This window comes from Peribacillus sp. NPDC094092 (assembly GCF_050279365.1).
Lineage (GTDB): Bacteria > Bacillota > Bacilli > Bacillales > DSM-1321 > Peribacillus.
On the sequence record NZ_JBNNUC010000013.1, the window covers coordinates 1 to 14563 of the forward strand.

A 14563-nucleotide genomic window follows, 5' to 3' on the forward strand; every position below is an offset into this window, starting at 1 on the left:
GCTCGACTTGCATGTATTAGGCACGCCGCCAGCGTTCGTCCTGAGCCAGGATCAAACTCTCCGAAGAAATGTTTGACTTGCTCATTTGCTTTTTTTGATAGTGTGTGCTCACTTAAAATTAAACGTTGGCGCTTTGTTTTGTTCAGTTTTCAAAGAGCAATTGTTGATGTTTTTTTCAACTTAATCATCTTAACATAACGTTTGAACAGTTGTCAACTTCTACGAAGTATTTCTAATTGTTAAATCGCTCCTTAATTAGGCGACTTTATTATCATACTTCTATTTTTCTTTAGTGTCAACATATAATCCGTAAAATAAGAATCTCTAATAACACTTTATATTGATTGGTATTGTGAGCGATGTTTGCCTGCTGTTAAAAGTAACGTGGCCAAGCTTCCCTATAGCCGTCTATTCACCTGGGGAAAAGGCCAGGCCAAATGAAAAAAGCCCCCGATACCGAGAACTCTTTAGTACCATTGGGGGATTATAAAACAAACTAATAAAAGGACTACATTATATGTCCACAGTGAAGATTCTGTTACTCTCTATACAAAAAATATCCCCCATACAGTATTAACTGTAGAGGGGCTACGTTTTTCCATACAAAGGACTATATATATATTTCCGAATAAGGAATCTATGCCAATTAATATAAAAAGAAAAACCCCATACAGCTAGAAACCGTACAGGGGGACGGGTGGGCTATCTACTTGGGGGAGGTCCCCATGTATGTATATTCCCAGGAGGTAAATTCGGGACCTCACCTGTACGAAGACACAAAGATAAGTACATTAGGGGACATGAATTTGAGTACATAGAGTAATTGATCCACTCAAAACCGCACCAATTCAATCTCTAACTGTTTTGAGATACAAAATCGATTACATTATAAACAATACAATCATACAAATTTATCTGTCAACACAAAGGGGAAGGCAATATCTATACCCTCGCCTTTTTCGAACAACATATTTTTTTAATCTTCTTGATTATTTTATAAAAATGAACTAACCTGCCCCTATGTTTATTAATAACAAAATAAAAAGGACCTCTGGTCCTTTAAAAATACTTTCTATACAAATCTCTACGCATTGCAGTAAAATTAAAGGCATGAGCCCGGTAGATTACCAGGTTCATGCCTTCAAGGCTGCCCAAGTAAATAAAGTGTCTAACTTTTTGTTTTCACTACAGTCACAGCTCTTTAAAGAACTATTGCACCTGTTAGTTGAAAAAGAGTGATACAATAATAAAGCCAATTATGATTACAAGAATAAGAATTCTCGTCCTTTTCAAACCTAAGCTGCCAACTAAATCGAGATTTCCACTGTTCCGCTCTATTAAAAACTTCGTTCATATTCCCCGTCGGATTGCTTTTCAATTCTTCATGTGTCTTAATCTCTCTCTTTTTTTGTGTTTCCGTTACACATAACGTCCTTCTTGGCTAAGCTCACTGCGAATACACATTGAACACCGAACTCAGCATTAGATAAGATTCTCCTTTTATTATTAAGTTATACTCCTTTGGCTTTGTGATCGTTTTTCTAATATATCTTTTATTTTTTTCAGGTCTTTTTTGTTTGCTCTTTTCATCAATAAAGACATTAACGGAGTAAGTAACTTTGAAAATCCAATTGGAATACCTTTGTTTTGCAATGTCATTCTTGTTAAATTGTTGTCAATAGTTTCCCATGTGTAGGTTGTTTCCATTGGGAAAGGTCCATTAGCTGTTCTCATTACAAGTTTTTGTTCTGGAATAAATTCTACGATTTCGTAAATGTACGCAAGTTGTCGTCCTAAAAATTGTGCTTTGAATGCGATTCGAGAACCGATTGATAAAGGTTTTTGAGTTTGCCATTCTGCCGAATCGATATTTACATACCATTCTGGAGCATTATCAGGGTTTGCAGCATACTCTGCAACTCTGTTACGGGTACATTTTATTTTTATATCCGTTAAAACGTTAACCATATCATAATTATCCCTGATGCCATGCATCTGGGTTGTTGCCTTCCACATATTGCTTCAGAAAGTACATAAGTGTACCCCAAGTTGTATTAATCATCGCATATGGACCCTCCATAGACTCCCATCCTGAATGATTAAAGTTGACTATCGTTGCTCCGTTTTCATTAGAATTCAACTCGAAACGAATTTTGGTACCTTTCCATCCTGGCATATTATGCTGAGCCGTCCATTCTACCAGCCTACCTGGTACTAATTGATCAATATGCATTTGGAATACAGCTTGACGATTGTAAAAGCCAAATTCAGCAATGCTTCCTACTTGAGGATCAGCCCTAGCATCTGTTGTCCACCAACCCTTAAATCCTTCTGTTGTGGTAATAGCTTCGTATACTTTCTCAGGAGACGCGTTGATCATAATTTGATGTGGCATGATAATCATCATTCAGCCTCTTTTCTTCTTTTAGTTTTATAGTTACCTCTAAGATTGAGCTTTATTCCGATCTCTTTGGTGATTATTTACGTATCGATGTATTAAAAGATTCAGGACTGCTAGTTCCTTGCAATGTGGGAAGAAGCCCGTTAAATTATCTTAATGCTGATTAAAAGTTACTTTACAATTGCGCCCTATTGTTAAAGATTAATATTGTTATGGAATGCAACTCAATCCGACACGCTTATTGATCTATAGCACCCGTTAGCCATCCATGAAGCGAAAAAATCAGCGCTTCACCACAGAGCATGAAAATTGGTCCCTATGTCGATAATGTTTTAATGGCTGGCAAAGAAGGTCGTTGAACTATGGTGCCTTTGAGCCCATCCGTTAGTCTGACTCCGACGACCACGGTGTACCACCGACTGTCGCGCCCTTTATGGATAGCACTCACGGGAGATTAATCTTTTTTGGTCTCGCGCTAGCCTCTACTTAATTTGCTATGATTGGAGGTTTTTGTTTAACGATCTACCAAACTCAATCAGATCACTCATAAGGCTCAGCCTTTTTTTAACAAGCGTTTTTACTTGGTCTATTTGTTGTGGTTTTTACTGAATCTTGAGTTTTTTTATTTTTCATGAGAGCTCAACAAGAAAATAGTCTTCTCTATTTAGAGATAAGGTATTTTTCTTTGAAAATTGGACTTAATTCACTCCATACATCAAATTTATTACCATCTAAATCAAAGAAAATGAAATTCCTTCCAGAATGTCCTCTATTTTCAATTGCACCAACTCTAATCTGTTTATCGCTAAAATCTTCATGTATAGCTTCTAAAGCATTTATTCCATTAACTTCAAAAGTTATAGAAAAACGCTCAACACCGTAAATATCATAGAAATTTGAGCTTTGATTTTCATTAGATTTAACAAGGAAAACACTTTGGTTCGCAAAATTAAGAATTGCTTTGTCTTCGTCTTTATAGCTTAACTCTGCCCCCAATTTGTTTACATACCATTCAGAAGAAAGTTCTACATTTGAAACTGGGATATAAATAGTTCCTACCCTTAATAATTTTTTATTCACCCTGTTCGCCTCCTTTAATTACTTTAATAAACTCCTTCTCCACTAATATATTTTTCCCCTTTTAATTATCCATAATTCCCCTTTTACATATACAACTATCCTGCCCCGATAGTTCCATAAGAAAAGAGCTGCCTTAGAGACAGATCCGATCTTAGTTTAAGTGAAAAAATTCACATATTCTTCATTTTAGATTTATGTCCCCAGTTAGTGAAAAGTACCAATATCATCCTTACTTATAACTAAGATTGAAACAATAATCTAAAATTAATTTTTTCCAAGTGCTAACTTTATTCCTAAATAAATTAGTGCAATACCAGAAACTCGGTTAAAGATTCCTTCTACAGAAGGTTTTTTAAAGCACGAACTAATGTAAGTAAGAATGTAAAGATATAAAGTAAACCACAATAAAACAGTTATTATAAAAAGCCCTGCGAGTATCACTGACTGCAGAATTATATTTCCTTGTAAATTAATAAACTGTGGAAGAAAAGAAATATAAAACATAATGGCTTTAGGATTTAGAAGTGTACTTGATAATCCTTGGAAATTAGAAGTTTTTTTTGAGCAACTTGTAATTCAGCCTCTAAATTCGATTGAATTTCTGTGTTTTCTTTTTCTTTATTCTTTATACTAGAATGGATTGCATTAATTCCTAGATAAAGAAGATAAACACCTCCAGTATATTTGATGACTTCAAAAAGCACTATAGAATTTGCAATAATGGCAGTGAACCCAAGGATAGAGGCTGTTGCATAAATAATATGTCCTGTCACAACTCCATATGAAGTCACACGACCTGCATGTCTATTAATTGTAAGTGCATTTTTAGTAATCAAAATAAAGTCAGGCCCTGGAGTCGTAATGATAATAAGGGATACAAAAATAAACATATAATAATGTGACATACAAGCAAATCTCCTTCCATTCTTAATTAGCTACATGGGATTGAATCTCAACTTTAACGCGTTGTTTTTTTATGACTATCACAAATAGACTTGCTAGTACACAAAACATTCCTGCTAAAGCAAATGCCCATGAATATGAATTGAATATCTTATATATGAACCCTGCGCCACCTGCTGCTACAGCTGAACCTAATTGATGGGATGCAAAGAGCCAACCGTACACGATAACACTTTTCTCCATTCCAAAGATCTGTCTTGAAATGTTAATAGTTGGTGGTACAGTAGCAATCCAATCTAACCCATAAAACACAGAGAATATTATTAGAAAAATATAGGACCCATCAGAAAGCGCAAATGGGAGAAACATAAGTGAAGCTCCTCTTAAACTGTAATACCAAAACAACAGCCAACGATTATCGAACCGATCAGACAACCAACCAGAAAGAGTTGTTCCAACTAAATCAAACACACCCATTAATGAGAGCATGGAAGCTGCCGTTACAGCAGTAAAACCAAAGCCAATACAGTAAGAAATAAAATGTGTACCAATCAGTCCACTAGTGGAAAGACCACATATAAAGAAGCTTCCTGCTAGTAACCAAAATTCCTTTACTTTTACAGCTTCAAGTAAAGTTTGAAAGGCAATCGTTATAGGATTTTTCTTTTGTTCTACCTGATATACAGTTGAAGGCATTTCTTGTCCGTATGGAAGAAGACCCACTTCCAGAGGTGAATTTCTCATAAATAATAAGATAAAACCTAGCATAATGAGACTAAGACAAAGAATAAGGACCATAGCCCATTTCCAGGAATGGGTTTCTACAATCACCGCTAATAATGGTAAGAGAATTAATTGCCCTGTAGCTGTACTTGCAGTTAATATACCTAGCGCAAGTCCTCTTCTTTTTACAAACCATTGATTTGCAATATAAGGGCTTAGCACAGTTAAGAACAAACCAGAACCCAAACCGATAATGATTCCCCAAATCAAAACTAACTGCCAGGGCTTCACCATAAAAAAGGTGAGCAGGATACCCATCAATAATGTTACCATTGCTATTATCATCATTTTCTTTAAACCAACTACCTCTATTAAAGCAGCCATAAATGGACCTGATATACCGTATAGAAGAAGACTAATTGCAAAAGCAAATGAAATCGTTGACCGATCCCATCCAAATTCATCTTCAAAAGGAACGATGAAGACTCCAGATGAGGAACGTATAATACCTGCAGTTACAATAGAAAAAAACGCAATAAATAAAATAACCCAGCTATAATGAATATGTTTCAAGCCCTCACCCCTTATTTATTAAAACCAAATATATTGTAGAGTTACAAAAACAGTGGTTAATGTTTTCGTTATTAAATCTCAATATATAAATCGGCTACTGAATATAGAACTGCTCTTCCAGCCATCTTTACTCGAGTATCCTCATGTTTACAGTAAAGCGTTCCTCCTCTACTTGATAATTGTCTAGCCACCATTTCCTTTTTTTCTAGTCTATTTGCCCAGAACGGAATTAAGCTACAATGTAAGGAACCTGTTACGGGATCTTCGTTTACTTTTAACTTAGGAAAAAACGCTCTGGAAACAAAATCGAATTCGCTTCCTTGCGCCGTAACGCAAACACCCAAGCCTTCTGGCAATTTTTCTAATTTTGCAAAGTCAGGGCTTACGTTTCTGACTTCTTCCTCGGACTCTAATACGAAAACTAGATCTCTATTCAAAAATGTTTCCTTTGGCATGATCCCCAAAGCGCTGATCATTAGCTCTGTAACAGAAATCTGTTCTGAAGGAACAGAAGGGAAATCCAGTTCATATAAATCATCTTGCTTATTTACGGTCAACTCTCCACTAATTGTGCTGAACTTAACGCTATCTAATTTCATCTCATAATAATTAAGAATGATAAATGCTGTTGCTAACGTCGCGTGCCCACAAAGGTTAATTTCTCCTCCAGGTGTAAACCATCTCAGTCCATAATGTGTGCCATCTTTTACTGCAAATGCTGTTTCCGACAGGTTATTTTCAATGGCTATTTTCTGCATGAGTTCATCTGAAATCCAATCATTCATGATACATACTCCTGCTGGATTTCCTTCAAAAACCTTTTCTGCAAAAGCGTCAACTACAAAATATTTCATCTCAATTCCTCCAGTGTTATAATATGTTTAACAATTTATAGATAGTTTACATCTATTTGTATATAACACTCCACACCCATGTATAACACTTAAAGGAGATAAGGTCATGCACATTGAGATTCAACGCAATGCTGACATTTCAATAACGAAGCAAATATACCATTCCATTCTCGATCATATCCGTTCTAATCTCTTAGAAGAAAATTTACAATTACCTTCTGTACGCGAGCTCTCAAAACAGCTTGGGGTAAGTTTAGTTACTGTAGTAAAGGCTTATCAAAAGCTAGAACAAGAGGGATTTATCACGTCTGTACAAGGGAAAGGAACGTTTATAAGAAAGACAAAAATGGAAGAAACAGAAAGAAAAGAACGAACCAGTTCATACGATTGGCAACTTTCCGTTCAAGATTATTTACCAAGGTCTCAATTTGCTCGTTTTCATCAAGTCCCTGAAAAAATTCATCTTTCATCTTCTATGATAGATCCAGGACTTCTACCTAATCGCTACTTAGAGCAAGAAATTCACAGGATGCTTTCTGAAAACCCAAAAGTTCTTTCACAGTATGGAGAGATCCAAGGAGATAAAGCGCTTAGGCAGGCAATGGTTGAATATTTACAAAGGATGGACCTTACAACTTCACCTGATAATATTTTAGTAACAAGTGGTTCACAACAAGGAATTGACCTCATTGCTCGTACTTTTGTTGGACCTGGTGATGTAGTAGTCATGGAAGCTCCTACTTACCCAGGAGCTATTGATGTATTTCGAGGGAGAAGTGCGACCATTCTTACCGTTCCTGTTGACAGCGATGGGATGAGAGTCGATTTACTTCAGAATTTATGTGATAAATATAAACCAAAAATCATCTATACGGTCCCTACGTTTCACAATCCAACAGGTGCAATAATGCCCACAAAACGCCGCAGACAAATTCTTGAGATTGCTAAAAATACTCAGTGTATAGTGATAGAGGATGATCCATGTAGTGAAATCTATTTTGAAAGAAAGCCTCCTGCATCAATGAAAAGTCTGGACAAAGACGGTCATGTCATTTACTTGAAAGGTTTAAGCAAAGTCTTAGCTCCAGGTTGTAGAATTGGAATATTAGCTGCTTCTGGTTCTATCTTCAAACGTCTTTTAGCTGCAAAGGCTAATACCGACTTAGGAAGTCCTTTACTTACTCAGAAAGCCATTATTCCATTTATTACTTCAAAAAGAATGATAGATCATCTAAAAAAATTAAGAACAGCTCTAAAGATACGGCGCGATCTTGTTCTCGAAATTCTTTCACAACATTCACCTGAAGAAGTTTCATGGTTCATCCCAAAAGGAGGATTAAACGTATGGCTCACTCTACCTTCCTGGCTTAATACGGATCATCTCTTATTAGAAGCAAAGAAAGAACAAATCACTTTTTTACCTGGGTCAGCTTGCTATCCTACAGACCAGGAAAATCATCATCTACGAATAAGTTTCTCATATATGAATGAGCAACAATTAGAACAGGGTGTAAAAACCATTTGTAACATCCTTCAATTGGCAATAGACTCAAAAATTAAACAAGACAGTTCGCCATATTTTTAAATAGACCTCCTAAGTAAAAGCCCCTGGATAAAAATAACAAAAATACCCCATTGAAATGGGGTATTTTTGTTCTAGATAATTTCTAATCCTTCTTCAATAAAACTCCCTCTATGAACATTGATGTATCAACGGTTTGCACCACTCGGTGTATTAGGGGAATTATTTTTTCATCCTACTTTTAAACAGAGTATTGAAATTCTGGTTTTTATTACTAAATTGAGGGTACGCTTCGCTAAAACTAATGGAAATCATTAGCTATTTCCTTCACTATGTGATGCACAATAGATCTCTGCGAAACTTATGATGACGTACCCTCCCATGTCTCTTAGCGTCATTTGCGCTTACATTCCTTCGTTCGGTCTATTCTTAAGGCAGAGGCCTGCTAAGCTGCCCCGGGGACTCTTGGTCTTAGTTTAGTAATGTTGCTGGCTTCTCCGTGTCATCCTTCTTGTTATAAATCGATAGTTAGAAATGCTTACGCTGCCTCTGAGAGGCAGTAGAGATCCTTCATCATACTCTGCTTATTAAAATGGACTTTCTTTTTACAAATACCATGCAATACTTTCAACAATTTACCACAGAGTACCACCATCGATTGCTTTCCGCGTAAGGGGTTTTGTTGGCGTTTTGTGTAATATTCATGAAGCTGTTTAAACCCCTCGTTGTGACGAATGAGTGGTACTATTACTTTGAAAAGAATATATCTAAGTCGCTTTCTTCCTCGTTTGGAGATATGTTTTTGTCCCTTATGTTGACCAGATGAGTTTTACCGTAATGTTAATCCCGCTAGTTTAATCAATTGGCGTGGATTTTCATAAAGTGAAAAGCTTCCAACTTCTGAAAGCAAATCAACAATGGTTGCATCTCCTAATCCAGGAACTGAAGCCAGTATGTACTAAAACTATACTTTGGCATCGCATAAAGTATAGAGGTTATTTCAAGTAAAATAAAACTGCCAAGTTGATTTTTAAAATCACTTATTTATTGAGTTCAATAGTTGGAAGAAGTATTCAGGTTTGTGAGTCTTATTTAGGTTATACCACGAGTGTAATGTATCTGGTGCAAATACATCTAATCTTTTCAGTACTTCCATCGCAAATTCCAAAGGAGCTACTCCTGATGCAGTAACCAAATTTTCACCCGTTACTACAGGTACCATCTCATAAAAATTTTCTCCTTTATAATTAGGACAGACCATTTTAATATACTCTAAGCTATTGCTAGTATGCTTTCTAGAATCTAGATATCCCATATTCGCTAGTCCCTCAGTAGCACCACAAATAGCAGCAACAATAGTGCCAAGCTTTAAAGCCTCGCCAATTTTTTTCAAGATAGGTTGATGAATAGCTTCTCCCCAAGTATTCCCTCCAGGTAGAATTACAAGATCTTTACTATCAAAGTTACATTCATCAAGAGAAATATCTGGTTTTATACTCAGTCCCCCCATCGTAGTAATAATTTCTTTATTCGCTCCTACTGTAATTACTTTTAAAGGTGCTATATCTTTTTTGAAATATCTTCCTGAATTTAGTTCAGCAATTAAATATCCATATTCCCAGTCTGACATTGTATTAAATACATATAGATAAACTTTTTTTATTTTCATCTACTAACACTCCAATCATAATTTTCATAGTTTATTTTTTCCACATCAAAAGCTACCCCACAAAAAAAGAACATACGTTCCCTTTAATGCAATTATATGCCACAATTAACCAATAGTCAATTTCTTATGGAACTATCCTGCCCCTTTAGTTCCATAATAAAAGGAGCTGCTGATCATCTCCTGATAATGAAGTAAGCACCCGTTACTTTGTGACCGTATCGCTAAGATTGAGGGCAGTAAGAATGAATTTGAACGATTCCAAGCCCCAGTATTAACACTGAATAAGGAAGAGGAGGAGGATATCTTTGATAAGCTTATTCATCTGTTTGACGGGGTTGTTGTGGAGGGTGAAATTCAAGAGGTCAAAGAAGAAGAACCAATTGACCAGCTGAAACGCTGGATCGCAAACACTGCTGAGCTCCGAGTAAATGAGTTAGCAAGATTGATAGGTTTAGGGAATAATAAGGTTCATGCCATGATGGTGGAATTAGTAAATGAAGGGTATTTGAAAGAGGAAGGCAGAAGTTTTGCCATTAACGTGAATGATGAAGAATTGGATAAATGGAGGGATAAGGAATGATACCTTTTACGACTGCATTGATAATCCCTGTTGTAACCTTCTACGCAATGATCAAAGGAATCCGATTATATGGATAGTGAAATGACCGGAAAAGAAAAACCGATTACGTCCATTAACTTTCGCCAATGGAAGGACGGATGGGGATGAATAAAAAATTAGTAAAATGTAAGTCTGCGTTGATAGAATAATTGAACATAAGCAGAAGGATTCGAGAATATTTAAAAGATCTCGAACCCTTCTGTATTAATATGTGAGTGTCCAGTCTAGTTTACCGGATGCATGAAAAAAAAGAGTGAAAATATAATTTCTGGTAATCAAAGTTTAAGAGATTTTTACCGAATAAAAAAGTGAAGAAGGAAAACCCTTTAGAGTCGCTAATATGAGTTAGTAACAAACCTACATTGACTTGTCATTGCGCTTGTTTTTATGAGAGATATATTTTTTCGGTATCGCAACATTATACGGCACATTGCTATGTCCGTAGCTACGATGAATCATCATATACAGTATACCAATACCTACAACTATGACTCCTGAAATGAGCACGATATAGTTATCATACCAAGGTGCATCTGGCGTTCTTGGCCAACACATGTTGATCATTGCGATGATTCCGTAGACAAGCGCACCAATATTGACGGGCAGTCCCCACTTGCCCAATTGATACTTACCACTTGCCTTCCATCCTTTTAATCTAGCTCGAAGTGCAGCAAAGACAACCATTTGAAATCCAAGATAAATGCCAAATGCCGCAAAACTAATTACCTTTGTGAGCGCATCTGTAGACACTTTTGATCCAAGCACAATGAGGGCTGGGACAATTGCGGCAAGAAGCAGCGCATAAGGTGGAATGTGACGAGCAGCCGAAAATTTCTTTAACACTCGGCTTCCTACAATCATGTCATCACGGCCATACGAATAGGCAAGTCTGCTTGCTGCCGCTTGTAAACTCATTACACATGAAAGGAAAGAAATCAACACAATACCCAGTACAATCTTCGCGCCAACAGCACCAAATGCATCGTTTAGTAAGGTATCAACAGGCGTTACGTCCTTACCAGCGATAACTGCTGGGATATCAGCAACTGATAGTACTAAAGCAAGGCAAACAAAAGTTGCTGCAGCACCGCCAATGTAAATGGTCCGACGCATTGCCTTTGGGATAAGAACACCTGGATTCGGTACTTCTTCAGCAACATCACCACAAGCTTCGAACCCATAATATTGAAAAATTCCAATTAATCCAGCTGCTGCAAATGCATACATGTAGCTATGACTACCTTGAGCACCAAAAGAATCAAAGAGCACATCAAGACCGTGTACCCTTTGTGTGATAAGCAACCAAAATCCAACAACAAGCGCACCGATAAGTTCAGCAGCAAAACCAATAACTGCTGCAGCTGCGAGAACCTTTGTGCCAAGAAAATTGATGATAGTCGATAGTGCAAGAAGGACTACTGCACAAAGAATCGCGGAGTCCACCGATACTTCAAAACCCAAAACTTGTGCTAGATAAGGTCCAGCTCCGTACGCGACGCTGGCAATCGTCACAAGCAAGGCCATTAAGTAAACCCAGCCAGTCATCCACGCCCACTTCCGCCCCCATAGTCTTCGTGCCCAAGGATAAACTCCTCCTGCAACAGGGTATTGTGCAACAATCTCACTGAAGACAAGTGCGACTAGTAATTGTCCGAGTCCAACGATGAAAAAACTCCAAATCATAGGTGGGCCACCTTGCGCAAGTGCGTATGCAAATAGTGAGTACACACCTACTACAGGTGAAAGATAAGTGAACCCTAGCGAAAAGTTTGCCCACGGACTCATGTCGCGGCGAAATTCAGATTCATATCCAAGCGATGCCAGTTGTGCAGCATCGCTGTCATAATGTTCTGACGCAGAACCTCCAATTTTTTTATTCAGATTTTCTTGCATATTTGAGCCTCCTTAAAATGGTAGATATATTCTTATATGCAATTGCTGCGCCAATATAAAAAATATTATAAATATTCAGTTAATTACACTTTGATAGAGGTGAATTTTACAACTAAAATTCAATTTTGATATTTTGTATTTAACTCTGAAATAATTTTAATGCCAAATAACTTCCTTCTGTTATTACTTTTTAATCATTAATGCATAATTTATTCATAACTTCATAGGAACGTAAAACTGTTGGGCAGAACCCTAGCTTTTTAATAAGTAGTTCAGATAACGTGGAGAAGAAGCCAAATAACAAAGTAAATAACATACGAATTGGCAAGTTAAATAGCAGATTAAATAACAATATAATTAGCATAAAAAACACTTGGATACCCAAGTGTTTTTGGTCTTTAATGTGTAATTCTTTTTCAACTAAACCAGCTAATAGGATGTCAATATCTTTCTCTAAAATTTTCATTTCCCTTATGATATACTATTTTTGACCATGCCAAATAAACCCTCCAAAACCCTTTTGGAAGGATTTTTCTCTGTTTCACAAAACCGTTAATTAGGTTAAATCTAGGAACGTATCTTTTCTCTTTAATAGAGCGTAAATCCAATGTAGCAACTTATTCATACAGGCAACTATTGACACTTTGGCCGGTTTTCCTTCTGATTTTTTCTTATCATAGAAATTCTTTAAGCTTTTTGTTCCTTGAACTTCTTATGCCGCATAGTACGGCAAGATACAGAGAATGACGTAGCCTGCTCGAACCTCTTTTTGTAATACGATTAATGGTTGCCGTAAACTTACCCGAAGAGTGAACACTTGGATCTACTCCAGCGAAGGCAACCAGTTTTTTCGGATGATTAAACCGATTGATTTCACCAATTTCAGAGATAATCGTGGCTGCGATTTTTTCTCCTATACCGGGAATCGATTGGATGATCTTATATTCTTCCATTTCATTTGCCAGGGCCACTATACGATCTTCCAAATCAGAAAGGTGTCCCTGGTACAAAAAAGAACCTCTAAAGAGATTCCTAAATTATATTTTTAGTTGATTAATTTTAAAAAGGTAAATCATCTTTTATTATAAGGCGTACCTTTCTTACTAAATTTGTAATGTCATTCTCTCCGTCGTAAACAACACTAACAATTTGAAAGTCGCCTGGATAGCGAACAGAGCCTTTTATCTTTTGTATCCACTCATAAGCTGATACAGCAGCAGTCCATTTCGGTTCTTTTCTAAAGTCAGTTGTTATTACTGAACAACTACCAGACTGTAAAAACTTAGCACCGTTCGCAAACAATTGAACCTCAATCTGAATTTCCATTTTGTGTACTCCTTAATCTCTGTGCCTTTTCCTTCCGGAATTTAAAAAGGACACCCATTTTTTCACTCCTCCATCTACTTTTCTCTCTCATTTTATTAAAAGAGTTCGTAAAAGTGCATGTAAAACAAAGAACGTTCGTAAAGTGTTTTAAAACTTTAACGAACGTTAAAATAAGAGGATTTTATCAAAAAAATACCCGTTCGTAAAAGTGTACTTTTACGAACGGGTTAGTTTGTATAAAAAAAAGACTCCAATTTTCTTTCCGAAACTCGCGTGATAACAATAGACAAGAATCTAGCTTACTCTGTAGCTATTCCAGAGTTAAAAGAAGAGACATTTTAGTAGACATTCATTGTACTGGTTAGCTGACACCCGCCGGAAGTGATTACATAATTCCCATTAGTTTAAAATTTTCAAACATGGCGATAATGTTATCAGAAAGACTATGAACTTTTTTATTAAATAAATAATAACAGTTTTTGCTCCTGATGTTAGCTGTTGATATGGGGCATGAATAGGGTGATGAAAATGTGGCAAACGATAGTTTCCTACCTTCCAGACCTGCAAGTTTTTATTACATTTTTTATTCCGTATGTTATCTCACGATTGTTTAATTGGATCCGTACATCAGAGGGAGAGTAATGAGAATGAGAAGATGGAAATCAAAGGTTCAAAAAATAGAAAAACAAGATACTAAAAATGAAGATAAAAAAGAATCTAAATCTCAAGATTCAACAGATCAGTTTACAGACGACCCAGTCTTAAATATAGAAGCAATTAAACACGAAATTGGTCATAATTGGGATGTGCATTTTTGAGAGTTTGTTATAGGAAGTACTGGTATTCAAGCTGCCATTGTTTTTGTAGAAGGACTATCAGACAGAGAGCTCATTGGTATAAATATTATGAAATCATTAATGGTAGATTTTTCAGCAAAATATAAACCAGAACTACCTTACGTCAAAGGAAGCATTTAAAAAGACATTCATCCGTTTATTTC

Annotated in this window: 14 protein-coding genes, 1 rRNA gene and 2 pseudogenes; 3 read left to right on the forward strand and 14 right to left on the reverse strand. The window is 36.4% G+C overall.

The window, feature by feature from the left end; genetic code table 11:
* The 9 genes from ACQKNS_RS26605 to ACQKNS_RS26645 form a co-directional block, all read right to left on the reverse strand.
* Positions 1–67: ribosomal RNA gene (locus ACQKNS_RS26605) — 16S ribosomal RNA — on the reverse strand; the annotation flags it as partial.
* Between the two features lie 1154 nt (positions 68–1221).
* The gene (locus tag ACQKNS_RS26610) at positions 1222–1293 is read right to left on the reverse strand and encodes a hypothetical protein (protein ID WP_427646239.1); all 72 of its coding nucleotides are present in this window, start codon (positions 1291–1293) and stop codon (positions 1222–1224) included.
* 213 nt (positions 1294–1506) lie between these two features.
* Positions 1507–1968, reverse strand: a complete 462-nt coding sequence (locus tag ACQKNS_RS26615; RefSeq protein WP_427646172.1) for an SRPBCC family protein — start codon at positions 1966–1968, stop codon at positions 1507–1509.
* Positions 1969–1975: 7 nt separating this feature from the next.
* Positions 1976–2404 (reverse strand): SRPBCC family protein, encoded by a 429-nt coding sequence (locus ACQKNS_RS26620; protein WP_427646174.1) that lies wholly within the window; start codon positions 2402–2404, stop codon positions 1976–1978.
* Between the two features lie 657 nt (positions 2405–3061).
* Entirely contained in the window at positions 3062–3481 is a 420-nt protein-coding gene (locus ACQKNS_RS26625) for a VOC family protein (RefSeq protein WP_427646176.1), read from the reverse strand.
* Positions 3482–3745: 264 nt separating this feature from the next.
* Complete coding sequence (locus ACQKNS_RS26630) at positions 3746–3985, reverse strand: LysE family translocator (RefSeq protein ID WP_427646178.1); 240 nt, start codon at positions 3983–3985, stop codon at positions 3746–3748.
* A 14-nt stretch (positions 3986–3999) separates the two neighbouring features.
* On the reverse strand, positions 4000–4386 hold the full coding sequence (locus ACQKNS_RS26635) for a LysE family translocator (RefSeq protein WP_427646180.1): 387 nt from the start codon (positions 4384–4386) through the stop codon (positions 4000–4002).
* A gap of 22 nt (positions 4387–4408) precedes the next feature.
* Complete coding sequence (locus ACQKNS_RS26640) at positions 4409–5680, reverse strand: MFS transporter (RefSeq protein WP_427646181.1); 1272 nt, start codon at positions 5678–5680, stop codon at positions 4409–4411.
* A gap of 71 nt (positions 5681–5751) precedes the next feature.
* Entirely contained in the window at positions 5752–6534 is a 783-nt protein-coding gene (locus ACQKNS_RS26645; protein ID WP_427646182.1) for a PhzF family phenazine biosynthesis protein, read from the reverse strand.
* A 106-nt stretch (positions 6535–6640) separates the two neighbouring features.
* On the opposite strand from ACQKNS_RS26645, the gene ACQKNS_RS26650 reads away from it, so the two are divergent.
* Positions 6641–8119 carry a PLP-dependent aminotransferase family protein gene (locus tag ACQKNS_RS26650; RefSeq protein ID WP_427646184.1) on the forward strand — a complete coding sequence of 493 codons (1479 nt, stop codon included), beginning with the start codon at positions 6641–6643 and terminating at the stop codon, positions 8117–8119.
* Positions 8120–8594: 475 nt separating this feature from the next.
* On the opposite strand, the pseudogene ACQKNS_RS26655 reads toward ACQKNS_RS26650, so the two are convergent.
* Together ACQKNS_RS26655 and ACQKNS_RS26660 are read right to left on the reverse strand one after the other, a co-directional pair.
* Positions 8595–9008: pseudogene (locus ACQKNS_RS26655) on the reverse strand (transposase); the annotation flags it as partial.
* 84 nt (positions 9009–9092) lie between these two features.
* Positions 9093–9725 (reverse strand): type 1 glutamine amidotransferase family protein, encoded by a 633-nt coding sequence (locus ACQKNS_RS26660; protein WP_427646185.1) that lies wholly within the window; start codon positions 9723–9725, stop codon positions 9093–9095.
* A gap of 340 nt (positions 9726–10065) precedes the next feature.
* Here ACQKNS_RS26660 and ACQKNS_RS26665 point away from each other — a divergent pair, with 340 nt between their 5' ends.
* The gene (locus ACQKNS_RS26665) at positions 10066–10305 is read left to right on the forward strand and encodes a helix-turn-helix domain-containing protein (protein ID WP_427646187.1); all 240 of its coding nucleotides are present in this window, start codon (positions 10066–10068) and stop codon (positions 10303–10305) included.
* 396 nt (positions 10306–10701) lie between these two features.
* Here the strand turns inward: ACQKNS_RS26665 and ACQKNS_RS26670 are convergent, their stop codons facing one another.
* The 3 genes and pseudogenes from ACQKNS_RS26670 to ACQKNS_RS26680 all read right to left on the reverse strand — a co-directional run bounded on the left by ACQKNS_RS26670 (position 10702) and on the right by ACQKNS_RS26680 (position 13563).
* Positions 10702–12237, reverse strand: a complete 1536-nt coding sequence (locus ACQKNS_RS26670) for an APC family permease (protein WP_427646189.1) — start codon at positions 12235–12237, stop codon at positions 10702–10704.
* A 556-nt stretch (positions 12238–12793) separates the two neighbouring features.
* Positions 12794–13244, reverse strand: a pseudogene (locus ACQKNS_RS26675) (IS110 family transposase); the annotation flags it as partial.
* 52 nt (positions 13245–13296) lie between these two features.
* Entirely contained in the window at positions 13297–13563 is a 267-nt protein-coding gene (locus ACQKNS_RS26680; RefSeq protein ID WP_427646191.1) for a hypothetical protein, read from the reverse strand.
* A 647-nt stretch (positions 13564–14210) separates the two neighbouring features.
* Here ACQKNS_RS26680 and ACQKNS_RS26685 point away from each other — a divergent pair.
* Positions 14211–14381: a hypothetical protein gene (locus ACQKNS_RS26685; RefSeq protein WP_427646193.1), complete on the forward strand. Its 171-nt coding sequence runs from the start codon at positions 14211–14213 to the stop codon at positions 14379–14381.
* Positions 14382–14563 lie beyond the last annotated feature (182 nt).